The sequence below is a fragment of the Rhizomicrobium sp. genome (assembly GCA_037200385.1).
Classification (GTDB): Bacteria; Pseudomonadota; Alphaproteobacteria; order Micropepsales; family Micropepsaceae; genus Rhizomicrobium.
In genome coordinates, this window is sequence record JBBCGL010000001.1 from 960,795 (window position 1) to 985,032 (window position 24,238).

Consider the following 24,238-nt stretch of genomic DNA (forward strand, 5'->3'; position numbering starts at 1 on the left):
GCCAGCTTGACGATGCCAAATAGCATGAAGCCACAGATCGCCCAGACACTGGCCCTCAAAGCACTGGGATTCATCGCCGATTCCGACGGCGCCCTGGAGCGGCTGATGGAACAATCGGGCCTGGATCTGGGCGCCTTGCGCAAACGCGCCGGCGATTCCGACATGTTGGCATCGATATTGGACTTTCTGCTGGCCGATGAGGACCTTCTGGTCGGCTTCTGTGGCGCGGAATCGCTCGATCCGCGGCAAATCCACCTGGCCCGCCACGTCCTGGGCGGCGCATGAGCGATCTCGGTGCCGCAATCGCCCGGCTGACACCCGGCCGCCCCCTGTTGATCGTCGATGCCGACGAGGTGATCCTGCGCTTCGTCGACGGACTCGACAGATTTCTACGTGCCGGGGGCCTGTTCCTCGACCTGACCAGCTACCGGCTGCACGGCAATGTGAAGCGTCAGGCCGACAACCAGCCGATTCTCGACGTCGAGGTCACCGCCCTGCTGGACGAGTTCCGCCGCGACCTGGACTCGCTGGAGGCGGTCGAGGGCGCCTATGACGCGCTGTCGGCGCTGCGGGAGCGGCTCGACATCGTCGTCCTGACCAACATCGCGCCCGCCCAGGCCGGAGCGCGCCTGCGCAACCTGGCGACGCTCGGCCTGGACCTGCCGCTGGTGGCGAACAGCGGCCCTAAGGGACCGGCGATCAAGGCGCTTGCGGCCCGCGCCGGCCGGCCCGCCTTTTTCATCGACGACATCCCGCAGAACCTGGCCTCGGCAGCCGAGGCCGCGCCGGACGTCTGGCGGATTCATTTGATCGGCGACGACCGCTTGAAACCTTTGCTGCCGCCTGCTTCACACGCGCATCTGCGCGCCGAGACCTGGTCCGAGGCCGGGCGCTACATCACGGACAAACTGAACGAGGCGGGTTTATGAGGTTCGGCATTGATCTGGGCGGCACCAAGATCGAAGTCGTCGCGCTCGACGGCAGCCGCGAGATCCTGCGCGAGCGCGTCCACACGCCGCAATCGGCCTATGAGGACACGATCGGGGCGATCCGCGGACTGATCGTGGAGGCTGAGCGTCAGACCGGCAAGCGCGGCACGGTCGGCGTCGCTATTCCCGGCACCATCAGCACGCGGACGGGCCTGGTGAAGAACGCCAACTCGACCCGCCTGATCGGCCACCCGCTCGACAAGGACCTCGAAAAGGCGCTGGGCCGGCCGGTGCGCGTCGCCAACGATGCCAATTGCTTCGCGCTGTCCGAGGCCAGCGACGGCGCCGGCGCGGGCGCCGATGTCGTGTTCGGCGTGATCGTCGGTACCGGCTGCGGCGGCGGGATCAGCGTCCGCCGCAGGGTGCTGGGTGGTGCGCATGGTATCGCGGGCGAATGGGGCCACAATCCCCTGCCTGCGCCGCGCCCCGAGGAAATCGCGCTGGCGCCATCCTGCTATTGCGGCCGCACCGGCTGCATCGAGGCCTGGATCAGCGGGACCGGCCTTGCCGCCGACTTCCGGCGCCGGAGCGGACAAGAGCGCAAGGGCCATGAGATCGCCGCCGCGGCGGGCGCCGGCAACGTCCTCGCGGCGGCCGTGATGGCGGACTTCTACGACCGTTTTGCGCGGGCGCTGGCCTCGATCGTCAACGTCCTCGATCCCGACGCCATCGTGCTGGGCGGCGGGTTGTCGAACGTCGATACGCTGTATACGGAGCTTCCCGCGCGCGTCGAAGCCTATGCCTTCACGCCCGAGACTCCGCCCCGCATCGTCAAGAACCGCCATGGCGATTCCAGCGGCGTGCGCGGCGCCGCCTGGCTGTGGAGCGAAGCCGAGGCCGCCGACCGGACATGATCGCCTTCTGCCGCGACTGCCTGACCGACGCGCCGCCCGGCGCGAGGCGGTGCAAGGCATGCGGCAGCCTGCGCGTGCTCGCGCATGCCGAGCTCGACACGCTGTCGATCGCGCATATGGATTGCGACGCATTCTATGCGGCGATCGAAAAGCGCGACAACCCCGAGCTGCGCGACAAGCCGGTGATCGTCGGCGGCAGTTCGCGCCGCGGCGTGGTCTCCACGGCCTGCTATGTCGCGCGCATCGACGGCGTGCGCTCGGCCATGCCGATGTTCAAGGCGATGCAGCTTTGCCCGAACGCGGTGGTCATCAAGCCGAACTTCGCGAAATACACCGCGGCCGCCAAGACCATCCGCGCCATGATGCTGGAGTTGACGCCGCAGGTCGAACCGCTCTCGCTCGACGAGGCGTTCCTCGATCTCTCGGGCACCGCGATGCTCCACGGCCTCAGCCCGGCCAAGCTCATGGCACGGCTCGCCAGGCGCATCGAGGCCGAGGTCGGCATCGCCGTCTCCATCGGGCTCAGCTTCAACAAATTCCTCGCCAAACTCGCCAGCGAGATCGACAAGCCCCGCGGCTTTGCGGTGATCGGCGAAGCCGAGGCCCTGACGTTCCTGCGCGACAAGCCGGTCGGCACCATCCGCGGCGCGGGCGCCGCACTGCAGGCACGCCTGGCAAGGGATGGCATCACCCATATCGGCCAACTGCAGGATATGGAGATCAAGGACCTGGCACGGCGCTACGGCAATACGGGATTGTGGCTGCACCGGCTTGCCCATGCCCGGGACAGCCGCAAGGTCGATCCCGAAGGCGAGCTCAAGAGCATCTCGTCGGAGACCACCTTCGACACCAACATCAGCAAATTCGAAGAGCTCGAAGCCGTCCTCTGGCGTCAGGCCGAGCGCGTCAGTGCCCGTGCCAAAGCCGGCGGCCATGGCGGACGGACTGTCGTGCTGAAACTCAAGACCGCGGGTTTCAAGACCCGCACGCGCAGCATCTCGCTCGAGTCGCCCACCCAGCTCGCGGACCGCATCTTCCGCACCGCGCGTGAAGCCTTGCGCCGCGAGGCCGACGGCACGGCCTTCCGCCTCCTGGGCGTCGGCATCAGCCAGATCGGCCCCGATACGGATTGCGATCCCGCCGATCTCGTGGACGACGGGTCGAGCAAACGCGCCGCGGCGGAGCGTGCGATGGACAAGGTGCGCGCCAAATTCGGCGGCGATGCGGTGATCAAGGGCCGCGCAACGCGTTCAACAGTGCGACGGTAGCTTCTCGAGCTTCACGAGTTCGGCCTTCATCGTGAAATTCGGGTAGATCAGCGTCATCGACGCGATCACGCCATTGGCATACAGCCGGTACGCGACTTCGTAATCCGCCCGCTCGTCGGCCGAGTCGTGCGGGAAATAGCTGATCAAGGTCGGCCAGGCCCGCAGCCCCGCCAGCAATCCCTGCGAGTCCACCTTGCGGTCGTCGGCCAGCTTCGCCAACGGCAGTGGCCGCCCGATCACCGTCGAGGTGTCGTAGAGGTCGTGGCTGTCGCCGCCGTTGAACACGGTCTGGTGGAACGAATCCACGCCGGCCGCCGCGGCGCGGAGGACCGCCAGCGTGTGCTGCGTCGGCAGCAACGTCCCGGTCGGCAGGGCGAAATGCTGGCCGCGCGGCGCGGTGAGCTTCACCTCGCCGCCCGCCGACGCCAGCATCCCGGCGCCTTCGAAGCGCTGCGTCGTGCGGCCGTTGACCACGTTGTGGATCTTGAAGCGGATGAGCTTGCCGACCTTGTCCTCGCTCGACGACACCACGAAGTCGCTGTGGACGTCGCTGCCCTTTCCGTCCGTCATGTCGGCGATGAAGCGCTGCGTCGTGGTCCAGCCGGTGCAGACGTCGCGGAATTCGAGAACGGTGCGGCCCCGCGCGGCCACCACGCCGCCGGGGTGGGTCGAAGCCAGCGTCACATCATATTGCGCGCGATGCGAGACGAGAGCGACCGGTCCGGCCGTCGCGACACAGACCGTCAGCGACAGCGCCGCGGCCAGAACCAGGATCTGCTTCACCTGTGCACTCCGTCATGACTGACCAGAGGTCCGTACAAGTCCGGCCGCCGGTCGCGGAACAGCCCCCAGGACGCTCGCGCCTTCGCGATCTCGTCGAGATCGAAAGATGCGGTCGCCACGCCTTCGCCCGTTCTGTCCAGCTCCGCCTCGATTGCGCCGGTCGGACCGGCGATGAAGGAAGAGCCGTAGAACGCAATCTCGCCCGCCTTGCCCTGCTCCGTCCCGATCCGGTTCGAAGCGATCAGCGGCATGTAGTTCGCCGCCGCATGTCCCTGCATCACGCGCCGCCAGTGATCGCGGCTGTCGACGGGCGGTGCCGGTGGCGGTTCGCTTCCGATCGCGGTCGGATAGAACAGCGCCTCGGCACCCATCAGCGCCATCGCGCGCGCGCTTTCGGGAAACCATTGGTCCCAGCAGATTCCGGAACCGAAAGTTCCCAGGCGCGTGCGCCAGACCTTGAAACCGGTATCACCCGGCGTGAAGTAGAACTTCTCCTGATAGCCCGGCCCATCGGGGATATGCGACTTCCGATACAGCCCCATCACGGTACCGTCTGCATCGATCATGGCAAGGGAGTTGAAGTGTGTATGGCCCGCGCGTTCGAAAAAACTGATGGGCAAAACGACGCGGAGCGTCTTCGCAAGTTCCGACATCTCGGCGATGAGCCTGTTCCCTTCGAACGGCGAAGCGTGTTCGTAGTATTCCGCCGACTGGTCCTGGCAGAAGTAGGGCGTCTCGAACAGTTCCTGGATCAGGATCGCATTCGCGCCGCGCCCTGCCGCATCGCGAACGAGTTCCTTCGCCTTCGCGACATTCGCATGCTTGTCCCAGGAGCAGGCGAATTGCGTCGCCGCGAAGGTGACCTGTCTCATTCCGGTTCCTGTTGGGTGATGCAATGGATGCCGCCGCCGCCTTCGACGATGTCGAGTGCCTGTATCTGGAGGATGTCGCGACCGGCGAAGCAGTCGGCGAGAACGCTCCGTGCCTTCTCGTCATTGGGATCGTCGAAGCCCGGCATGACCAGCCCGCCATTGGCGAGGTAGAAGTTGACATAGCTCGCCTGCCGCAACCGCCCGCGCCAATCGGCGCCGGCGCGCAGCGGCTGTTCGATCTCGACGACCTCGATCTGGCGGCCTTCGGCATCGTGCGTCTTGGAGAGCCGCCGGATCGCTTCCATCACAGGCTCGAAATCGGGATGGCCGCGCGAGGCCGGCACGCCGACCAGGACCCGCCCCGGCGCTGCGAAACAGGCGATGTTATCGACATGCCCATCGGTCTCGTCGTCGGAGAAACCCTCGCCCAGCCAGATCACCCGCCGCGCGCCGGTGAACAGCGCCAGCCGCTCCTCGACCTGCTGGCGGCTCAGATGCGGATTGCGGTTGGGATTGAGCAGGCATTGCTCGGTGGTGATCAGCGTCCCCTGCCCGTCGCTGTGGATCGCGCCGCCCTCGCAAACCAGCGGCGCGTCGTAGATCGGCAGGCCGGCATGTTTCCCGATCCGGGTCGCAAGCTGTGCATCCTCCGACCACGGATGATATTTGTTGCCCCAGGCATTGAATTCCCATTGCACCGCCGCCCGTGCACCGTCCGCTCCGATGACGAAGGTCGGACCCTGGTCGCGGGCCCAGGAATCGTCCAGCGGAACCTCGAATATCCCGGCCTTGCCGGCGGTGGCGAGCTTCGCCTCCGCCGCGTCCGGCGGCCGGGCCGCGATGGTCACCGGCTCGAAGGACGAGATCGCCCGTGCGACCCGCGCATAAGCCTGCTTGGCGCGCAGCAGCCCCTCGGGACCGCCCCAGGCCTCGATGCGGCATGGCCAGCACATCCAGGTGCGCTTATGTGTCGCCCACTCGGCCGGCATCGCATAGCCGTCGCGCGCGGGACAGGGATCGTCGGCGTCCAGGCGTTTCGTCATGCTTCGCTTATAGCGCGGCCGCCCAGCCCGCGATAATCTTTTGCGAACCAAGGATGCATCCATGCGAATCGAAAATCGCCTGAAGGAACTGGACATCACGCTTCCCACGCCGCCCGTGCCTATCGCGAGCTATGTGCCCTATGTGGTGAGCGGAAATCTGGTCACCATCTCCGGCCAGATCACCCTGACGGCCGACGGCCTCAAATATGTCGGTACGGTCGGCGCCGATATCGCCCTGGCGGACGGCCAGGCGGCGGCACGGCTCTGCGCCATCAACGTCATCGCCCAGCTCAAAGCGGCCTGCAACGGCGATCTCGATCGCGTGAAGCGGGTGGTGAAGCTCGGTGTCTTCGTCAATGCCGCGCCGGGTTTCACCCAGCACCCGGAAGTCGCCAATGGCGCGTCCGACCTCTTTGTGGAGGTCTTCGGCGAGGCCGGCAAGCACGCCCGCGCGGCGGTCGGCGTCGGCTCCCTGCCGCGCGGTGTTGCGACCGAAGTGGAAGCGGTGATCGAGATCGCGTGAAAGGAGATTTCACAGCCCGCATCGCCGGACGTGCAGCCGAGATCGGCGCCGAAGCATGGAACGCGTGCGCCAATCCGGAGGGCACGGCCGATCCGCATCCTTTCACACGCTATGAGTTCTTCGCCGCCTGCGAGGAGAGCGGCTCCGCCACCGCGCGTACCGGCTGGCGGCCGGTGCACATCGTCATCGAACGGGACGGCAGCATTATCGGCCTGCTGCCGACCTACCTGAAAAACCACAGCCAGGGCGAATACGTCTTCGACCACTCCTGGGCCGACGCGCTGGAGCGCGCCGGCGGCGACTACTATCCGAAGCTGCAGGCCGCGGTACCCTTCACGCCCGCGACCGGCCGGCGCCTGCTCGTCGCGGCGGGCGCGGACATCGCCGCCACCCGCGAAGCCCTGCTGGCGACCGGCGCGACGGCCGTGAAACAGCTCCAGGCATCGTCGCTGCACATCACCTTCCTGACGGAGGAGGAATGGAAGGCCGCCGGCGCGATCGGCTTTCTGCAGCGGACCGACCAGCAATTCCACTGGGAGAACCGCGGCTATGCGAGCTTCGATCACTTCCTCGCCGAGCTCTCCTCGTCCAAGCGCAAGAACCTGCGCAAGGAACGCGCCGCCGTCCGGGACGCCGGCGTGACCTTCGACTGGCTCTCGGGCAGCGACCTCACCGAAGCGCATTGGGACACATTCTTCGAATTCTACATGGACACCGGCGGCCGCAAATGGGGCCAGCCCTATCTCACCCGCGAGTTCTTCAGCCGCGTCAGCGCCACGATGGCGGAGCAGATCGTCCTGATCCTCGCCAGGCGCAACGGCCGCCACATCGCCGGTGCGCTGAATTTCGCCGGCGGCGGCGTTCTCTATGGCCGCAACTGGGGCTGTACGGAGTTCGTCCCCTTCCTGCATTTCGAGACCTGTTACTACCAGGCGATCGACTACGCGATCCAGCACGGCCTCAAAAAGGTGGAAGCGGGGGCGCAAGGCGAGCACAAGCTGCTGCGCGGCTACATGCCGGCCACGACCTACAGCGCACACTATATCGCGCATGAGGGCCTGCGGCGCGCGGTCGATGCCTATCTGGAACAGGAACGCGCCGCCATCGCCGAGCATATCGAGGAACTGGCCGAGCACGGCCCGTTCCGCAAGACGTCACCGGAGGACGCATGAATGGCCTATGATCCCGACAACATCTTCGCGAAGATCCTGCGCGGCGCGTTGCCCAAGGTCGCGGTTTTCGAAGACGATCTGACGCTCGCCTTCATGGACATCGCGCCGGCCACGCCGGGCCACACGCTGGTGATCCCCAAGGAGCCCTGTGAAACGCTGTTCGACTGTTCGCCCGACGGCGTTGCCGCGACCATCCGGACGACCCAGAAAGTCGCCGCGGCGGTGAAGGCCGCGTTCGGCGTTCCGGGCATCATGCTCGTGCAGTTGAACGACAAGGCGGCCGGCCAGTCGGTGCCGCACCTGCATTTCCACATCCTGCCGCGCGACAGCGGCCTCGATATGAATTTCCATGGCCGCAAGATGGTCGATGCCAAGACGCTCGTGCCGATCGCCGAGAAGATCCGGGCTGCGCTATGATCCTCGAACACGCCGTCCTGAACGTGAAGAAGGGCCAATCCGCCGCCTTCGAGGCGGCGCTGGCCAAGGCGCGCCCCCTGATCGAGGCGACCGAAGGCTTCCAGAAAATGGAGGTCCGCCCCTGCGTCGAGAGCAAGGACCGCTATCTCCTGCTGGTCTGGTGGGGCTCGCTCGAGGCCCATACGGTCGGATTCCGGCAGTCGGAGCGCTACGGCCCCTGGCGCGAGGCGCTGCATGGCTTCTACGAAGCCTTCCCGGCCGTGCAGCATTACGGCCGGCCCTTGTAGGCGCCCGCGGGGTTCCTATATCGAGCCCATGGTCTATCTGGTCGCGATCTTCTGTTCGCCGCTGGCCCTGCTCCTCACGGGCAAGCCGATTTCGGCGGTGTTCAACCTGATGTTGTATCTGTTCTCGATCCTGTGCTGGGCGTCGATCATCTTCTTCCATGCCGGCTTCCTGCTCTGGCTGCTGGCTTTCACCCATGCCGTCCTAACGATCAACAATGCCCGCGACGATCGCCGCGCCCGCTGGATCGCGGACGCGCAGCGGCGCTGATCACGGCGCGAAGCTGGATCGCGCCTTCACGCCCCAATGACCGTTCTCGCAGGTGACGACGTAGATCGAATCGAAACCGCCGATCACGCTGCCGTCCCTGGCGTAGCGCGTGAAGCGCGTGTCGATATGGACCTTGTCGGGACCGGCATGGATCACGGCGCGCCGTTCCCAGGCGGAGTGGTCCCACTCGGCCAGAGCGCCGGTGGTGAAGCGCTCGGGCGTCATGTCGCCCTTGTTCAGGGTCACCAGTGTGTTCGACGCCAGCCGCACCGAAGGAAAATTGAACGTCGCCTCGAAGGCAGGGATGTCACGCGCATTGAATGCCGCCATGAAGTCGTCGAGCACCTTCTGGGCGGCATCGATGGAGGCCTGATGATCGATCATGCGGAATTCCTCTTCTGCGAGCAGCGCCAAGTCTAGACGGCACAGGCGACGGACCGGAAGACGGTTCGCGCCTTCGCGCCGGCCGAGATGCAATTGTGAGGACATGGTGGAAATGGGTGTTCGACCGACTCGGTTCAAGACCCATTCGAAAATAATTCCGTATACGGAGTTATCCTCGGCTGGCGAACCCGAACCGCAGGGATTCCGGGCATTTTTCGTGGAAGGCGGCGCGTGGATAAATCCGGGTGTCGCGCCGCGAAGACGATATTTTGTTGCGCGAAAATAATTCTGCGGTTTGAACGAAAGACCCTGGAGCCGTGCCATGGTTGCCCGAAGGGCGTGGACACGGGCGCAGCCGCACCCCTACGCTTGGCCGGTGCGCGTGTCAGCCGAAGGAGCGGAGCCATGTATGTCGCGGGCCTTGTCATCCCTGTGCCGGAGGAAAACGCGGAGGCCTATCGCAAATGGGCCGAAATGAGCGCGCAGATCTTCAAGAGCTACGGATGCCTGGAGGTCGTCGAATCCTGGGAAGACAACGTGCCCGACGGCAAACAGACGGATTTCCGCCGCGCGGTCGCCGCGAAGCCCGGCGAGAAGATCGTGTTCACTTGGCAGGTCTGGCCCGATAAGGCGAGCTTCTACGCTGCCGAGGACAAGATGCATGAAGACGGTGTTCTCGACACAGCGGGCGAACCGCCCTTCGATGCCAGGCGCCTGATCGCCGGCTGCTTCGCGCCGGTGTTCTCGATGGGCCGGGACTGAGCTTGGTGCCGGCAGCGGCTTTTGGATTTTGACCGATCACCCGCAACCGTCATGCCCGGCCTTGTGCCGGCACCCAGGAACACCCGCGCCGCATGGGTGTTCATGGGTCGCCGGGACAAGCCCGGCGATGACGATTCAGTTCCATGCAAAATCCCACTATCCCGGCATCGTTTCGAAAACCGTGAGGCCATCGGGCAATGGTACCCAATGGGGGCGCTGGCTGGCGAAGATCGCCATGGTCGGACGGAAGTGCGACGGGTCGTCGAGCGAGCCGGCATAGACGGTGTGCTGTTCCGACTCGCCGCGGACGCCGCCATAAACAAGCCCGCCGCACTGCGGGCAGAAATTTCTCTCGGATTTGCGGCCGTCGCTCTGGGTCATCGTGTGGGTGACGGCGTCGCCGGTGAAGCGCAGCACGCTCGCCGGAAAGCCCATGAAGGCGATGAAGCCAGAGCCTGACGCCTTGCGGCAGTCTTTGCAGAAGCAATAGCCGGCGTATTGGGGCGGCGCGCTCGCTTCATAGCGGAGCTGGCCGCAGAGGCAACCGCCGGTGATCACGGTCTGCCGCCTGGGATGTTCAGGTGCTGAAATACTTTGGCCAAAAAATTGTTACTGGCACCCAGCTGATACATAAGGCAGGCGATCAAACCCATTGTAGCGTAAGCTGCCGCATCGCCAAGCGTGCTTGCGTAGCCGGCGAGAAATGTATCGAGGTGTTTCCTAAGCTTGGCTGATCTGCGGGCGGACTGATTGGCGGCAATTGGCCGCTTCTCACTCAACAACTGATTTAGCTGCCTAAGTTCAATCACCAACTTACGGACTTCGTCCAGATACTCCGTGTCTCGTACCCAAAGGTGCGGAGGAGGTTCGTTTGGCAGATTGCGCAGATCATATTCAGTTACCGGCTCAAAGCTTGCTATGAGGCAGCGTGTGTACCAGATCGCCTGTTGGCGATTGCGAACGGCTAGTTTTTTTGATTTCTTGGTCGAAGGTTGACCGACTTCAAACGAATAGAACTCCGACTCTTTTCCATCCACAGGGCGAATGAGCACCCTGGTGGCCATTTTTCCGTTCTTTGTATGCTCTAACTTCAGCCCTTCTTGAATCATCTTGCTTGCGAGCAAAGACTTGGGCACGCCTTCATGCGAAGCGCGTTTTTGCAATTCGCGATCGACATTCTTTACGATATAAGTTGTCAACGCGTCGCGCGGAGGACTTTTCTTCTGCATGGTTGCAAAATCACGAAGAGCAACCCGCTAAAGATAAGCATTTTGCTATCGACCGTAAATCCGCGGGACGCCTAGACGCTCTCTTCCGCCTTGGGCTTCTTCGGCGGCGGCAGGGCCTTGGGCTTCTTGCCGCTTTCGGTGATGAACTCGAAGGCGAGCTTGTCGGCGTCGCGGTCGAGCAGGACGCGCACCGTGCCGCCGTCCTTGAGCTTGCCGAACAGGATCTCGTCGGCCAGCGGCTTCTTGAGGTTCTCCTGGATCACGCGCGCAAGGGGGCGCGCGCCGAACGCGTCGTCATAGCCCTTCTCGCCCAGCCAGCGGGTCGCTTCCGGCGTGAGATCGAAGGTCACGTCGCGGTCGACCAGCTGCGCCTCGAGCTCGAGCACGAACTTCTCGACCACATGGTCGATGGTCTCGCGGGTCAGCGACGCGAAGGTGATGATCGCATCGAGCCGGTTGCGGAATTCCGGCGTGAACAGCTTCTTGATCGCCTCGTCGTCCTCGCCGACGCGCTTGCCGCGGCCGAAGCCGATGGCGTCCTTGGCGGCATCCGACGCGCCCGCATTGGTGGTCATGATCAGCACCACGTTGCGGAAGTCGATCTTCTTGCCGTTGTGGTCGGTCAGCTTGCCGTGATCCATCACCTGCAGGAGGATGTTGAACAGGTCGGGATGGGCCTTCTCCACCTCGTCGAGCAGCAGCACGCAATGCGGATGCTGGTCGACGCCGTCGGTCAGCAATCCGCCCTGGTCGAAGCCGACATAGCCCGGCGGGGCGCCGATCAGACGGCTCACCGTGTGGCGCTCCATGTATTCCGACATGTCGAAGCGCAGCAGTTCGACGCCCAGCGTCTTGGCGAGCTGCTTGGCGGCCTCGGTCTTGCCGACGCCGGTCGGGCCGGAGAACAGGTAGGAGCCGATCGGCTTCTCCGGCGCGCGCAGGCCGGCGCGGGCGAGCTTGATGGCGCTCGCCAGCGCATGCAGCGCCGCGTCCTGGCCGAACACCGCCTGTCTGAGATCCGCCTCCAGCGTGCGCAGCGCCTCGGTATCGTCCTTCGACACCGACTTTGGAGGAATCCGCGCCATCGTCGCGATGACGTCCTCGACCTCCTTGACGCCGATGACCTTCTTGCGCCGCGACTCGGGCAGCAGCATCTGCGAGGCGCCGACCTCGTCGATCACGTCGATCGCCTTGTCGGGCAGCTTGCGGTCGTTGATGTATTTCGCCGAAAGCTCCACCGCCGCCTTGATGGCGTCGACGGTGTAGCGAACCTTATGAAACTCCTCGTAATAGGGCTTGATGCCCATCATGATCTTGATCGTGTCGGGCAGCGTCGGCTCGACGACGTCGATCTTCTGGAAGCGCCGCACCAGGGCGCGGTCCTTTTCGAAATACTGGCGGTATTCCTTGTAGGTGGTCGAGCCGATGCAGCGCAGCGAACCCTGCTGCAAGGCGGGCTTCAGCAGGTTGGACGCGTCCATCGCGCCGCCCGAGGTCGCGCCGGCGCCGATCACGGTGTGAATCTCGTCGATGAAGAGGATCGCGCCCTTCAGCGCCTCCAGCTCCTTCACCACCGATTTCAGGCGCTCCTCGAAATCGCCGCGATAGCGCGTGCCGGCGATCAGCGAGCCCATGTCGAGCGAATAGATGACGCTGTTCTTCAGGACCTCGGGCACTTCACCCTTGACGATCTTGCGCGCGAGCCCTTCGGCGATCGCGGTCTTGCCGACGCCGGGATCGCCGACGAACAGCGGGTTGTTCTTCTGGCGGCGGCACAGGATCTGGATGGTGCGGTCGACCTCCGCCATGCGGCCGATCAGGGGATCGACGCGGCCGGCCTTGGCCTTCTCGTTGAGGTTCACGCAATAGGCTTCGAGCGCCTCGGTGCCCTGCTTGTTCTTGGGCTCGCCGTCCTCGCCCTCTTCCTCGGCGCCCTTGGCGGCCTTCTGCTGGCTCATGCCCGGGCGCTTGGCGATGCCGTGGCTCATGTAGGAGACCGCGTCGAGCCGCGTCATGTTCTGCTCTTGCAGGAAATAGACGGCGTGGCTCTCGCGCTCGGTGAACAGCGCGACCAGCACGTTCGCGCCGGTGACTTCCTCGCGGCCGGAATTCTGGACGTGGAGCACGGCGCGCTGCACGACGCGCTGGAAGCCGGTCGTGGGCTTGGCATCCTCGCCATCCTCGATGACCAGGGTCATCAGCTCTTCGTCGACGTATTTCTGCACGGTCTTGCGCAACGCCTCGATGTCGACATTGCAGGCCTTCATGACCTGTGCCGCATCGGTGTCGTCCATCAGGGCGAGCAGGAGATGCTCCGGCGTCGCGTACTCGTGATGCCGGTCGCTCGCGAGCTTGATCGCGCGGTGTAACGCTTGTTCGAGGCTTCGCGAGAGTGAGGGCATCTAGTCGCTACTCCTTCTCCATCGTGCATTGCAGAGGATGCTGGTGACGCCGCGCGAATTCAATGACCTGCGCGACCTTGGTCTCGGCCACATCGTAGGTGAAAACGCCGCAGATGCCGACTCCGTGGCGATGGACGTGAAGCATGATCTCGACCGCCTGCTCGCGGTTCTTGTTGAAGATCTTCTCCAAAATGTGAACGACGAACTCCATTGGGGTGTAGTCGTCGTTGAGCAGGAGCACTTTGTACATGCTCGGCTTCTTGGTCTTGGGTCGCGTCTTGGTGACGATCCCCGTGCCGGTGCCGCCGTCACCGTCGCGAGTTCCCTGGCCACCCTGGCCGCGCCCGTCACGTCCGTCTTTCATCTCGGTGCTTCATTCAATCAATATGGTGATGCCCATCCTATTCCATAAGAGGGCCGAGCAAAGCCCCGATATAGACCTAACGCCAGCGCGGTTACTGCCGCGCGAGCCGGGACAAAGCAGAAGGGCCCGGGATCGCTCCCAGGCCCTTCGACGCATTCGGCAGGCGGCGGATCAGGCTGCGCGCGCGCTCTGAACGACCTCGACCCAGGCCTGGACGCGGCCCTGGATCGGTTCGAGGCTTTCCTTGGACGTCGCCACGAAAAGCTCGCCGAGCTTGGTGAGCTCGTTGACATAGGATTCGAACGCCGACTTGGCAAAGCCGGTCTGCAGTTCGAATGCCTCATGCGCGGACTTCGACGCCATCAGGGCCTTGGTGTTGGCGATCGTGCCTTCGATCGAAGCCTTGGAAAAGCTGTAGATTTCGTTGTGCAGCGTCTCGGCGCCCTTGCCGGCGACGTTCGCGGCCTTCACATAAGCCTCGACCGTGTCCTTCTGGAAGCCCAGGAACTGGTCATAACCCTTCACGGCCTTGTCGAAGTTCGCCTTGAGCGCCTCGGTGCCGGTCTTGAACGCGGTTTCGATGGTTTCGGTCGTGCCGTTGAGCTTCTCGCCGGCCGTCTTTGCTTTCGCCATAATGATTACTCCTCGTAAAGTTCATGGCGCACCGTCTCCGCGGCCAGCGGCCTTGTTGCGGTGCAACATGACCTATATGCGGCGCAATACCGCTACTGTCAAGGGTTATGCTGCGCCGCACCAAAAAATTCATTAAGCACGTTCGCCAGCACCGTTAACACTTCGTAAATGCCGGTTTTATATCGTCAATTCGACTGCTTGCGGTGGGAGCCCCAATTTGGTCTTATCGAATCTGTTTGGGGCGCCAACGACGACAAATGGGGCTGTGATGTTTGGACAGCCGCGCGCCGGATTCGGCGTGCTCGTGCGAACGCTGTTCGTAGCGGGACTTATCGGCCTTGCCCTCGCGGCAGGCACGTCTTCTGCCGACGCCCGGGGGCATCACCACCGGGGCGGGCATGGGCGTGCGCGCATCCCGATCGCCGTAGGTCCGACCGATCCTGCCAAGGACGCGGCGCTGATCGCGGATGGCGAGACCGGCCGGGTGATTTACGCCCGCAACGCCTATGCGGAGCGCCATCCCGCGTCGCTGACGAAGATGATGACGCTTTACCTGTTGTTCGAGGCGCTGAAACGCGGCGACGTCACGATGCAGACCATGCTGCGCGTGTCCGAGCATGCCGCCAGCCAGCATGCGACGAACCTGCATCTCTATGGCGGGGACATGATCCCGGTCGAAACCGCGATCAAGGCGATCGTGGTCCGCTCGGCGAACGACGTCGCGGTCGCCATCGCCGAGTCGCTGGGCGGCACGGAGGGCCATTTCGCCGAGCTGATGACGGCCAAGGCGCGCCAGCTCGGCATGAAGGACACATTCTATCACAATGCGTCCGGCCTGCCGGACCAGCTGCAGATCACGACGGCGGCCGACCTTCTCGTCCTGGCGCGCCACCTAGCCTACGATTTCCCGCAATATTTCCCGTATTTCGCGACACCGGCCTTCACCTTCCGCGGCGTGACCTATGTCACGCACGACAACCTGATCGGACGCTATGACGGCGCCGACGGCATCAAGACCGGCTATACGGGGATGTCGGGCTTCAACCTCGTCTCTTCTGTCGTGCGCAACGGAGCGCATGTGATCGGCGTGGTGATGGGCGGCCGGACCGCGCATCGCCGCGACCTCGAGATGGTCCATCTGCTCGACGATGCCTTTGGGCAGATCGGCCGCAATCCCGCGCTGGTGGCCCATGCGGGCGTGCCTTGGCGCAATGTCGCCGTGAACGCGCCGCCGGTCATCGCGAGCATGGACGTCGCGCCCGCGCCCGGCGACGACGAAGAGGCGGCCGAGGCTGCCGCCACCGACGACGGAAGCGACGATACCAACGTGATCGCCGCGCCACCGCCGCCCAAACCCACCACGGTTGTGGCCCAGGCGGCTCCGGCACCGGCCTTCACGCCGCCCCAGGCGCCTCAGCCGCATGTGGCCCCTCCCCCGGCGCCGCGCGCCGTTCCGGTGCCCGCGCCGATCCGGATGGCGAATGTGCCGCGGCCGCGGCCGAAGCCTCCGGAGGCGATCGTCGCGGCAGCCGCTCCGGCGATCACGCCGATCGCCAAGCCGCGCCAGGTCGCGGCGCTGCTGCCGACCGCCAAGCCCGTGGTCAAGCCGCGACTGCGCAATGACGTCGGCGAGGGCGATATCGGCGATTCCGGCACGCCGGTGCCGATGGGCCCGAAGGCCTGGACGATCCAGATCGGCGCCTTCGCGGACATGAACCAGGCGCGCGGCCAGCTCGCGTCCTATGCCGAGAAGTCGATGGATATCCTCGGCCAGGCGGCCCGCATCGTCATTCCGTTCACCGGCGTCGACGGGCACATGCTGTATCGCGCCCGGTTCGGACCGTTCGTGGAGCGCGAGGCGCGCGAGGTCTGCTCGCGACTGACGCAGCGCGGCCAAACCTGCTTCACGGTGCTGGCCTCGGCGCGCTGATCATGCGCCGAGCAGAACGTCCTTCGCTTCGTTGATCTTCGCGGCGAGGTAGTTCGATCCGCCGCGATCGGGATGGTTCTGCTGGATCAGGCGGAGATAGGCCGCCTTGATGTCGTCCTCCGTGGCGCCTTCCTCGAGACCGAGCACGGCCAGCGCTTCTGCGCGCGTCATCGTTCCGCGGCGAGTCGCGGGATCTCGCGCTGGCATCCAGGAGACGGGCCAGAGCCGGCCGCCGCTGAACAGACCCCAGGCGAGCGCCAGCAGGAAAATCGCGCTGATCGCCCGGCCCGTCAGCAGCAATCCGATCGCGGCGAGACCAAGGATGGTCACGGCCACATGGCGGAAGGTGCCGGCCATCGCCTTGGGATCGGCGCCGACATAGATGCGGATGAGCAGAAGCAGGACGACGAGCGCGGCCGCGCCCGCAATGATCGCGCCCATCGCCGCCTAACCCGCGCTCAGCAGGGCGGCATTTCCGCCGGCTGCCGTCGTGTTCACCGTATAGGTCCGCTCCAGCGCAAAGCGCTGGAGATAGTTCGGTCCGCCCGCCTTCGGACCGGTCCCGGAAAGCCCTTCGCCGCCGAAGGGCTGGACGCCGACCACGGCGCCGATCTGGTTGCGGTTCACATAGATGTTGCCGGCATGGACCCGCTCGCGGATGAAGGCCGCGGTCTCCTCGATGCGGCTGTGGATGCCGAGCGTCAGGCCGAAGCCGGTGGCGTTGATCGCCTCGCAGACCTTGCCGAGGCTGTCGGCCGAATAGCGCAGGACGTGCAGCACGGGGCCGAACACCTCATGGGTGAGCTGGGCGAGGCTGGCGATCTCGAAGGCGTGCGGTGCGAAGAAGACGCCGCTCGCGAGTTCGGGCGGAACGGACAGCTTGCGCAGCAATTTGGCGTCGCGGGTCATCTGCGCCGCGTGCCGTTCCAGCATTTCGCGCGCCGCCTCGTCGATCACCGGACCGACATCGGTATCGAGCCGCAGCGGATCGCCGAGCTTCAATTCGTCCATCGCGCCGAGGATGATCCTGAGCATCTTGTCGGCGACGTCGTCCTGCACGAACAGCACGCGCAGCGCCGAGCAGCGCTGACCGGCGCTGTCGAAGGCCGAAGAGAGCGCGTCGCGCGCCACCTGCTCCGGCAGCGCCGTGGAATCCACGATCATCGCGTTCTGGCCGCCGGTTTCGGCGATCAGCGTCGCCATGGGACCGCTGCGCGCGGCGAGCGCGCGGTTGATGGCCTGCGCCGCATCGGTCGAGCCGGTGAAGGCGACGCCGGCCAGGCGTGGATCGGCGAACAGCGCCTGGCCGATCTTCGGCCCGTCGCCGGGCAGAAGATGCAGCACGTCTGCCGGAACGCCGGCCTGATGCAGCAGATCCACCGCGGCGGCGGCGATCAGCGGGGTCTGCTCGGCCGGCTTGGCGAGGACGCCGTTGCCGGCGGCAAGCGCGCCGGCAACCTGGCCCGTGAAGATCGAGAGCGGGAAATTCCACGGGCTGATGCAGGCGAACACGCCGCGGCCATGCAGCGACAACTCGTTCGACTCGCCAGTCGGGCCGGGCAGACGGATGGGCTCTTCGAACGTCTGCGCCGCGCGCGCCGCGTAGTAGCGCAGGAAATCGACCGCTTCGCGGACTTCGCCGAGCGCGTTCGGCAGGGTCTTGCCCGCCTCGCGGATCGCCAGCGCCATCAGCAGGCTGCGATTGGCCTCGAACAGGTCGGCGGCCCGATAGAGGATGCCGGCGCGGACCTTGCCGCCCTTGGCGTTCCAGCCGCGCTGCGCCTCACAGGCCTGCGTGAGCGCGGCCTGCGCGTCGCCGGCGCTCGCCTCGATGACCGTTCCCACGACACGACGCCGGTCGGATGGGTCGCGGACATCGGACGGCGTGCCGGGGCGCGCCACGCCCCCCACCAGTGGAGCGGCATCGTGCGGCGAGGCCAACAGCGTGTCGATCTCCGCCAGCAGCGGATCGGTGACCTTTGGATTGCTCCATAAGAATCCGGCCGAATTCCTGCGCTCGCCAAGGATGTCCTTCGGCAGCGCGATGCGCGGATTGCGGTGCGGTTTGAGCGTCGCGATCTGCGCCACCGGATCGGCGATGATCTCGGACAGCGGCGCCTCCTCGTCGGCCAGGCGATTCACGAACGAGGTGTTGGCGCCGTTCTCCAGCAGGCGGCGGACGAGATAGGCGAGCAGGTCTTCGTGGCTTCCCACCGGCGCATAGATGCGGGTCGGGACGCCGCCCAGCGTGCGATGGATCTCGTGCAGCGTCTCGCCCATGCCGTGGAGGCGCTGATATTCGAAATCGCGGCGGCCGCGGGCCAGCGCGTCGATGGCGGCCAGGGAATGGGCATTGTGGGTGGCGAATTGCGGATAGAGCGCGTCGCCGGCACCGAGCATCACACGGGCGCAGGCGAGATAGGACGTGTCCGTCGCGGCCTTGCGCGTGAAGACGGGATATTCCGGCAGGCCCAGTTCCTGGGCGCGCTTGATCTCGGTGTCCCAATAGGCGCCCTTGACGAGGCGCACGGGAATGCGGCGGTCCTGGCGTCGCGCCAGATCGATCAGCCAGGCCAGAATGGGCATCGCGCGCTTCTGATAGGCCTGGACGGCGAGACCGAGGCCGCTCCAGCCCCGGAGCTCCGGCGCCGCGCCGAGCGCCTCGAACAGGTCGAGCATCAGATCCAGCCGTTCGGCTTCTTCGGCGTCGATCGTGATCGCAATGTCGGCGGCGCGGGCCTGCGCCGCGAGCGACACCACGACCGGCACGAGCTCGGCGAAGACCCGGGACCGGTTCACCCATTCATAGCGCGGATGCAGGGCGGACAGCTTCACCGACAGGCTCGGCCGCTCGAAGATGCTGCGCGCGTCTCTCGGGTTCGCGGCGGCGACCATGTCCAGCGCGTCGCGGTAGGACTGCGCGTAGCGAGCGGCGTCCGCCTTGGTGTAGGCGGCCTCGCCCAGCATGTCGAAGGAGTAACGATAGCCCTTCTCGACCAGCGGGCGGCCTTCCTTCATCGCCTCGCCGATGGTGCGGCCGAGCACGAACTGGCGGCCGAGGATGCGCATCGCATAGCTCACCGCCTGGCGGATCACCGGTTCGCCGGTGCGGGCCACGAGCTTGCGGAAGATGCCTTCGAAGTCCCATTTCGCAGTGTCATCCAGGCGGACGACATGTCCCGTCAGCATCAGCGCCCAGGTCGAGGCGTTCACGAAGAACGAATCCGACTTGGCGCGATGGCGATCCCATTGCGCGCCGCCGATCTTGTCGCGGATCAGACGGTCGGCGGTGTCGGCATCGGGAACCCGCAGCAGCGCCTCGGCGAGGCACATCAGCGCGACCCCCTCCTCGCTCGACAGGGCGTATTCGCGCATGAAGGCATCGACCCCGGTGCTCTTGGCGGCATCCTTGCGGATGCGGTCGACGAGATCGGCGGCGGCGCGTGCGGTGCGAGCGGCCTCGGCAGGCGAAAGCGTCGCCTGCGCGATGCGCTGGTCCACGATGCTGTCTTCGTCGGCGAGATAGGCGGAGGAAATGGCGTCGCGCAGCGGCGAGGAGGTCATGGCTGTGACGGTTTGGATCGCAGCGCATCCTAGCCCGCGGCCATGGCATCGCGCTATGTTTGCGTGATGAAAGTACCCGAGATCGTGACGACGGCGGCGGCGCTTCGTGGCCGGATCGCGGACTGGCGGCACGGCGGCGCACGCGTGGGCCTCGTGCCGACCATGGGCGCGCTGCATGACGGCCACCTCTCGCTGGTGCGCGAGACACAAAGCCGGACGGACAAGGTCGTGGCGAGCATCTTTGTGAACCCCGCCCAGTTCGCGCCGCATGAAGATTTCGACCGCTATCCGCGCGACCTGCAGAGCGACGCCGCCAAGCTGGGGAGCGTCGGGCTCGACCTGATCTTCGCGCCGTCGGTGGCGGAGATGTATCCGGCGGGCTTTGCCACCGCCATTCAGATCGGTGGTCCGAGCACCGGGCTCGAGACCGATTTCCGGCCGCATTTCTTCAGCGGCGTCGCGACCGTGGTCGCCAAGCTGCTGATCGCCGCGATGCCCGACATGGCGATCTTCGGCGAGAAGGACTACCAGCAGTTGCTGGTGATCCGGCGGCTGAGCGCCGATCTCGGCCTGCCGATCGAGATCGCGGGTGCGCCGATCGTGCGCGAGGCCGACGGGCTCGCGATGTCGTCCCGCAACGCCTATCTCTCGGCGGAGCAGCGCCAGGTGGCGGCCCGGCTCAATCTGGTGCTCAAGGACGCGATCACGCGGCTGAAGCGCGGCGATCCCGTCGCGGAGGTCAAGGACTTCGCGCGCACCGATCTGCGCGAAGCGGGATTCGATGCGGTCGACTATGTCGCGGTGCGCGATGCGGCGACGCTCGAACGCATCGAGATGCTCGACCGCCCTGCCCGCGTGCTGGCGGCGGCGAAGATCGGCGCGACGCGGCTGATCGACAATATGGCGGTGTGAGCAGCGGCACCGCATCGTCCCGTTGTCATGGCCCGCGAATGCGGGCCACCCAGATGAAAGCGGCACGCTCCTGGGATTTGCGCGATGCGATATCGCGAACCTGCTCGCGACGTGCAGAACCCAACTGGGTGGCCCGCATTCGCGGGCCATGACAATTGGGTGTGGATTCTACGCCCGGACATAAACCCAGGCATCGCGTCCCGATCGCAGATGGATTGCGACGCGTTTGTATTCGGCCGATTCATAAGCATCGGCCCGCGCCAATTCGTCCGGCGTCAGCTCCAGCGCCAGGCCTTCGATCGGCGGACCGTCGCCCGGTTCGAGGATGGTGTGCGCATCGGTACCCGCGATGGCGGCAGAGTGCCGGTTGCTGATCGTGACCGGCTTGAGGACGAAGCCGACCAGCGCATCCGGCGTGCCCGCCACCTCCCGGCCGAACACGGCGCGCTGGACCTTCGGATCGCGCAGCGTGCCGTACGAGAAGAGACGTTCGCTCACAGCAAGCCCAGCTCCACGAGTTCCTTCTGCAGCGCCTCGGGAAGATTGGCGCCGCCCTTACCGCCGCGTGCGTCGGGCGGGACGTCCTTGGGATCGAAATAGCGCCAGCCCTGGAAGGCGCGATGGGCCCGGCGCTGCACCGGCACGAGCTTGGACTCGTAGACCAGGCCGCAATGCGGCGTGCCGTTCTTCGTCACGCGCTTGATGTCGAGCAGGCGCTGGCGCACCGCGATCTGGCCCTTGATCACCCAGTAGAGCGAGCCGCCGTCGAGCACCTCGTCCTTGCGCTTGGGCATCATGCGGGTGACATGGACGAGCTGCGGCGCCTTCACGCCGCGCTTCTTCTGGTCGCGGATGCGGCCGGCCTGCCATTGCGCCAGCTCCTCGACGGTCTCGACGCCGACGCAGAGCTTGATGATGTGCAGCGTCACGCCGCCTTCTCCGCCGCGAAGCGCACGACGATGGTGCCGTCGGCGACCTGGTCGCCGACCGCGACGCCCACCGACTCGACCGTCGCCGCGGCGGGCGCGGCCAGCGTGTGCTCCATCTTCATCGCCTCGAGGACGGCGAGCGGCTGACCCTTGGCGACCGTGTCGCCGGGCGCGACCAGGAGCTGGACGATCTTGCCCGGCATCGGCGTGACGACGCGATCGGACGCCGTGCCGGCGGAGTCGGCGGCCTCGAACGGATCGTAGAGCTGCACGACGACGGTCTCGCCGTGGTCGAACACGGCGATGGCGCCGGACTTCAGGCGGATGGCCGGGAGCGGCGACGGCGCGGCGTCGACCCGCTCGCGCCTGCCGTCGACCAGGATATCCACCGCCGGCGTCCGCCGTCCGCCGAGGCGGAATCCGTCGCGCGCGTTCCAGGGGTCGTTGCCGGTGTCGTTCGCCGGAGCGACCGCAAGCTGTGCCGCGGCGGCGAGCACCGCCGGGGACGGCGGCGCCGCGGCGGGCACGAGTTCGGCCAGATGGCGCTCGATGAAGCCGGTGTCGATATCGGCCGCGACGAAGGCCTCGTTCGTCAGTATACGGATCAAAAACGCGGCATTGGTCTTGAGGCCGGCGATCTCCGCGCCGCCGAGCGCGGCGGCCAGCTTCGCCGCGGCGCCTTCGCGGGTCGCGTCATGCGCGATCACCTTGGCGATCATCGGGTCGTAATAGGGCGTGACGGTATCGCCCTCGCGCACCCCGGTGTCGACGCGAACGCCCTCCGGCAGATGCAGGCGTTCGAGCGTGCCGGTGGACGGCAGGAAGCCGGACGGCGGGTCTTCGGCGTAGAGGCGGACCTCCATGGCATGGCCCTGGATCGCGAGCTGGTCCTGAGTCCGGGGCAGCGGCTCGCCGGCCGCGACGCGGAGCTGCCACTCGACCAGATCGGTGCCGGTGATGGATTCGGTGACCGGGTGCTCGACCTGGAGGCGGGTGTTCATCTCCATGAACCAGATATGGTCGGGCTTGAGGCCGTCGGAGGCGTCGGCGATGAACTCGATGGTGCCGGCGCCGCTGTAATTCACGGCCTTGGCGGCCTTCACCGCGGCGGCGCCGATGCTGGCGCGCATCGCCTCGCTCATGCCGGGCGCCGGCGCTTCCTCGATCACCTTCTGGTGGCGGCGCTGCAGCGAGCAGTCGCGCTCGAACAGGTGGACGGCATTGCCGTGGTTGTCGGCGAAGACCTGGACCTCGATGTGGCGGGGGCGCGAGACGTATTTCTCGATCAGCACGGCATCGTTGGCGAAGGCGGACTGCGCCTCGCGCCTGGCGCCTTCGAGCGCCGCGGCGAAACCGGACGCTTCCTCGACCTTGCGCATGCCCTTGCCGCCGCCGCCGGCGACCGCCTTGATCAGGACGGGATAGCCGATGCGGGAGGCTTCGTCCGCGAGCCGCGCCGGCGCCTGGTCGTCGCCGAGATAGCCGGGCACCACCGGCACGCCGGCCTTCTGCATCAGCGCCTTGGCGCGGTCCTTCAGCCCCATGGCGCGGATGGCGGCGGGCGGCGGGCCGACGAAGACGATGCCGGCGGCGGCGCAGGCTTCGGCGAACTCGGCGTTCTCCGACAGGAAGCCATAGCCGGGATGGATGGCGTCGGCCCCGGTCTCCTTCGCGGCGGCGAGGATCGCGTCGATCCGCAGATAGGATTCGCGCGGCGGCGGCGGGCCGATGCGGACGGCCCGGTCGGCCATCGCGACATGGAGCGCGCCGGCATCGGCATCCGAATAGACGGCGACGGTGGCGAGACCCATGCGCTTGGCAGTGCGCTGGATGCGGCAGGCGATCTCGCCGCGATTGGCGATCAGCAGGGTGCGAAACATGGGCGAGCTCTTAGAGCAAAAGTGGCGCGGAGGGAAAATGTCAGAAAGCGAGGTTCAATTCCCCTCTTATTCGCATAACAATCTGATTTCACGAGGCAATCGTGGGGGATAAGTCGCCACGCGAAGCGACATGAGCGCGCGCCCGCCGGCTGGCGGCGCAAGGGCTGCAATATCGTGTCGCGGGCACAGGTCATGCGCGTGAGGTGGGCCCCGCCCCCGCAGCTTCAAGGCCTGGCTTTTGCGCACGTCCGACTTATCCCCCCCGGCCCGACGCCGAACGGCCGCGCCTTCGGGGGCACGGCCGGCGGCAGGGCGGGGATAAGTCGCCGAACTTTATTTCAGTGCGCGTGGGCGGGCGGCGAGAGGAACATCCGCTTGATGAACATCAGCACCGCGATGACGATCAGGTAGCCGACATACAGCGATAGCGCCATGCGCCAGTAATCCAGATCCATCAGCGGCGGCAGATGGAAGGAGGTGTGATTGGCGATCACCGGAATCAGCACATTGGCGATCAGATGGACGATGGTGGCGCCCAGGGCCACGGCCCAGATCCGGTCCCAGGCGGGCGCGATGATGGCGGCGACCAGGGCGATGACCAGCCCCTCGACCGCGTTCACATGGTTGAAGCCTTCGCGAAAGAAATCCCAGATGACGTTGATGAAATGCTGGACTTGATCCATGGCCATCCCCTGATCGTTAACCACACGTTATCCAAAATAACGCCGGGCCGCACGGGAAAGTTCCTTACCCGCTGCCGGCGCCCCCCCCCG

27 protein-coding genes are annotated in these 24,238 nt (G+C 65.9%); 12 read left to right on the forward strand and 15 right to left on the reverse strand.

Features of this window, described 5'->3' with window-relative positions; all coding sequences use genetic code 11:
- Window positions 1-24: 24 nt before the first annotated feature.
- Genes WDM91_04630 through WDM91_04645 form a run of 4 tightly spaced genes read left to right on the forward strand, consistent with a single transcriptional unit; the run spans window position 25 to window position 3,111 of the window.
- Window positions 25-285 carry a DUF3572 domain-containing protein gene (locus WDM91_04630; protein ID MEI9993858.1) on the forward strand — a complete coding sequence of 87 codons (261 nt, stop codon included), beginning with the start codon at window positions 25-27 and terminating at the stop codon, window positions 283-285.
- The gene (locus tag WDM91_04635) at window positions 282-929 is read left to right on the forward strand and encodes a hypothetical protein (GenBank protein ID MEI9993859.1); all 648 of its coding nucleotides are present in this window, start codon (window positions 282-284) and stop codon (window positions 927-929) included. Before WDM91_04630 ends, WDM91_04635 begins: the two co-directional genes overlap by 4 nt.
- Window positions 926-1,843, forward strand: coding sequence for an ROK family protein (locus WDM91_04640; protein MEI9993860.1), 918 nt, complete (start codon window positions 926-928; stop codon window positions 1,841-1,843). Before WDM91_04635 ends, WDM91_04640 begins: the two co-directional genes overlap by 4 nt.
- Window positions 1,840-3,111: a DNA polymerase IV gene (locus tag WDM91_04645; protein MEI9993861.1), complete on the forward strand. Its 1,272-nt coding sequence runs from the start codon at window positions 1,840-1,842 to the stop codon at window positions 3,109-3,111. Before WDM91_04640 ends, WDM91_04645 begins: the two co-directional genes overlap by 4 nt.
- On the opposite strand, the gene WDM91_04650 is transcribed toward WDM91_04645, so the two are convergent.
- Genes WDM91_04650 through WDM91_04660 form a run of 3 tightly spaced genes read right to left on the reverse strand, consistent with a single transcriptional unit; the run spans window position 3,094 to window position 5,809 of the window.
- The gene (locus WDM91_04650; protein ID MEI9993862.1) at window positions 3,094-3,894 is read right to left on the reverse strand and encodes a DUF1849 family protein; all 801 of its coding nucleotides are present in this window, start codon (window positions 3,892-3,894) and stop codon (window positions 3,094-3,096) included. The two genes, WDM91_04645 and WDM91_04650, sit on opposite strands and share 18 nt — an antisense overlap.
- Complete coding sequence (gene aguB, locus WDM91_04655; GenBank protein ID MEI9993863.1) at window positions 3,891-4,766, reverse strand: N-carbamoylputrescine amidase; 876 nt, start codon at window positions 4,764-4,766, stop codon at window positions 3,891-3,893. Before aguB ends, WDM91_04650 begins: the two co-directional genes overlap by 4 nt.
- A complete protein-coding gene (locus tag WDM91_04660; protein MEI9993864.1) occupies window positions 4,763-5,809 on the reverse strand; it encodes an agmatine deiminase family protein in 1,047 nt (348 codons plus the stop codon). Before WDM91_04660 ends, aguB begins: the two co-directional genes overlap by 4 nt.
- A gap of 61 nt (window positions 5,810-5,870) precedes the next feature.
- On the opposite strand from WDM91_04660, the gene WDM91_04665 reads away from it, so the two are divergent.
- From WDM91_04665 to WDM91_04685, 5 genes are read left to right on the forward strand one after another with little or no spacing between them, the layout of a single operon-like run.
- Window positions 5,871-6,332, forward strand: a complete 462-nt coding sequence (locus tag WDM91_04665; protein ID MEI9993865.1) for a RidA family protein — start codon at window positions 5,871-5,873, stop codon at window positions 6,330-6,332.
- A complete protein-coding gene (locus WDM91_04670) occupies window positions 6,329-7,504 on the forward strand; it encodes a GNAT family N-acetyltransferase (protein ID MEI9993866.1) in 1,176 nt (391 codons plus the stop codon). The genes WDM91_04665 and WDM91_04670 overlap by 4 nt, the downstream gene beginning before the upstream one ends.
- Window positions 7,505-7,921, forward strand: coding sequence for an HIT domain-containing protein (locus WDM91_04675; protein ID MEI9993867.1), 417 nt, complete (start codon window positions 7,505-7,507; stop codon window positions 7,919-7,921).
- Window positions 7,918-8,208, forward strand: a complete 291-nt coding sequence (locus WDM91_04680; protein ID MEI9993868.1) for an antibiotic biosynthesis monooxygenase — start codon at window positions 7,918-7,920, stop codon at window positions 8,206-8,208. Before WDM91_04675 ends, WDM91_04680 begins: the two co-directional genes overlap by 4 nt.
- A gap of 28 nt (window positions 8,209-8,236) precedes the next feature.
- Entirely contained in the window at window positions 8,237-8,476 is a 240-nt protein-coding gene (locus WDM91_04685) for a hypothetical protein (protein MEI9993869.1), read from the forward strand.
- Here the strand turns inward: WDM91_04685 and WDM91_04690 are convergent, their stop codons facing one another.
- Window positions 8,477-8,860 (reverse strand): hypothetical protein, encoded by a 384-nt coding sequence (locus WDM91_04690; protein MEI9993870.1) that lies wholly within the window; start codon window positions 8,858-8,860, stop codon window positions 8,477-8,479.
- Window positions 8,861-9,265: 405 nt separating this feature from the next.
- On the opposite strand from WDM91_04690, the gene WDM91_04695 reads away from it, so the two are divergent.
- Complete coding sequence (locus WDM91_04695; GenBank protein MEI9993871.1) at window positions 9,266-9,622, forward strand: DUF1428 domain-containing protein; 357 nt, start codon at window positions 9,266-9,268, stop codon at window positions 9,620-9,622.
- Window positions 9,623-9,778: 156 nt separating this feature from the next.
- Here the strand turns inward: WDM91_04695 and WDM91_04700 are convergent, their stop codons facing one another.
- The 5 genes from WDM91_04700 to WDM91_04720 all read right to left on the reverse strand — a co-directional run bounded on the left by WDM91_04700 (window position 9,779) and on the right by WDM91_04720 (window position 14,250).
- Entirely contained in the window at window positions 9,779-10,180 is a 402-nt protein-coding gene (locus tag WDM91_04700; GenBank protein MEI9993872.1) for a GFA family protein, read from the reverse strand.
- On the reverse strand, window positions 10,177-10,851 hold the full coding sequence (locus WDM91_04705; GenBank protein ID MEI9993873.1) for a hypothetical protein: 675 nt from the start codon (window positions 10,849-10,851) through the stop codon (window positions 10,177-10,179). The genes WDM91_04700 and WDM91_04705 overlap by 4 nt, the downstream gene beginning before the upstream one ends.
- Window positions 10,852-10,922: 71 nt before the next feature.
- Window positions 10,923-13,253, reverse strand: coding sequence for an ATP-dependent Clp protease ATP-binding subunit ClpA (clpA, locus tag WDM91_04710; protein MEI9993874.1), 2,331 nt, complete (start codon window positions 13,251-13,253; stop codon window positions 10,923-10,925).
- A gap of 7 nt (window positions 13,254-13,260) precedes the next feature.
- The gene (clpS, locus tag WDM91_04715; protein ID MEI9993875.1) at window positions 13,261-13,617 is read right to left on the reverse strand and encodes an ATP-dependent Clp protease adapter ClpS; all 357 of its coding nucleotides are present in this window, start codon (window positions 13,615-13,617) and stop codon (window positions 13,261-13,263) included.
- Between the two features lie 171 nt (window positions 13,618-13,788).
- On the reverse strand, window positions 13,789-14,250 hold the full coding sequence (locus tag WDM91_04720) for a phasin family protein (GenBank protein ID MEI9993876.1): 462 nt from the start codon (window positions 14,248-14,250) through the stop codon (window positions 13,789-13,791).
- Between the two features lie 268 nt (window positions 14,251-14,518).
- Between WDM91_04720 and WDM91_04725 the strand changes: the two genes are divergently transcribed.
- Window positions 14,519-16,180: a D-alanyl-D-alanine carboxypeptidase gene (locus WDM91_04725; protein ID MEI9993877.1), complete on the forward strand. Its 1,662-nt coding sequence runs from the start codon at window positions 14,519-14,521 to the stop codon at window positions 16,178-16,180.
- Here the strand turns inward: WDM91_04725 and WDM91_04730 are convergent, their stop codons facing one another.
- Together WDM91_04730 and putA are read right to left on the reverse strand one after the other, a co-directional pair.
- Entirely contained in the window at window positions 16,181-16,621 is a 441-nt protein-coding gene (locus WDM91_04730) for a DnaJ domain-containing protein (protein MEI9993878.1), read from the reverse strand. It abuts the gene before it with no gap.
- Between the two features lie 6 nt (window positions 16,622-16,627).
- Window positions 16,628-19,744 (reverse strand): bifunctional proline dehydrogenase/L-glutamate gamma-semialdehyde dehydrogenase PutA, encoded by a 3,117-nt coding sequence (putA, locus tag WDM91_04735; GenBank protein MEI9993879.1) that lies wholly within the window; start codon window positions 19,742-19,744, stop codon window positions 16,628-16,630.
- A 66-nt stretch (window positions 19,745-19,810) separates the two neighbouring features.
- Between putA and panC the strand changes: the two genes are divergently transcribed.
- Complete coding sequence (panC, locus tag WDM91_04740; GenBank protein ID MEI9993880.1) at window positions 19,811-20,656, forward strand: pantoate--beta-alanine ligase; 846 nt, start codon at window positions 19,811-19,813, stop codon at window positions 20,654-20,656.
- 168 nt (window positions 20,657-20,824) lie between these two features.
- Here the strand turns inward: panC and WDM91_04745 are convergent, their stop codons facing one another.
- The 4 genes from WDM91_04745 to WDM91_04760 all read right to left on the reverse strand — a co-directional run bounded on the left by WDM91_04745 (window position 20,825) and on the right by WDM91_04760 (window position 24,148).
- Complete coding sequence (locus WDM91_04745) at window positions 20,825-21,154, reverse strand: gamma-glutamylcyclotransferase family protein (GenBank protein ID MEI9993881.1); 330 nt, start codon at window positions 21,152-21,154, stop codon at window positions 20,825-20,827.
- On the reverse strand, window positions 21,151-21,585 hold the full coding sequence (locus WDM91_04750) for a DUF1489 domain-containing protein (protein ID MEI9993882.1): 435 nt from the start codon (window positions 21,583-21,585) through the stop codon (window positions 21,151-21,153). The genes WDM91_04745 and WDM91_04750 overlap by 4 nt, the downstream gene beginning before the upstream one ends.
- The gene (locus WDM91_04755) at window positions 21,582-23,465 is read right to left on the reverse strand and encodes an acetyl-CoA carboxylase biotin carboxylase subunit (protein ID MEI9993883.1); all 1,884 of its coding nucleotides are present in this window, start codon (window positions 23,463-23,465) and stop codon (window positions 21,582-21,584) included. The genes WDM91_04750 and WDM91_04755 overlap by 4 nt, the downstream gene beginning before the upstream one ends.
- Window positions 23,466-23,803: 338 nt before the next feature.
- Window positions 23,804-24,148, reverse strand: coding sequence for a hypothetical protein (locus WDM91_04760; protein MEI9993884.1), 345 nt, complete (start codon window positions 24,146-24,148; stop codon window positions 23,804-23,806).
- Window positions 24,149-24,238: the final 90 nt, after the last annotated feature.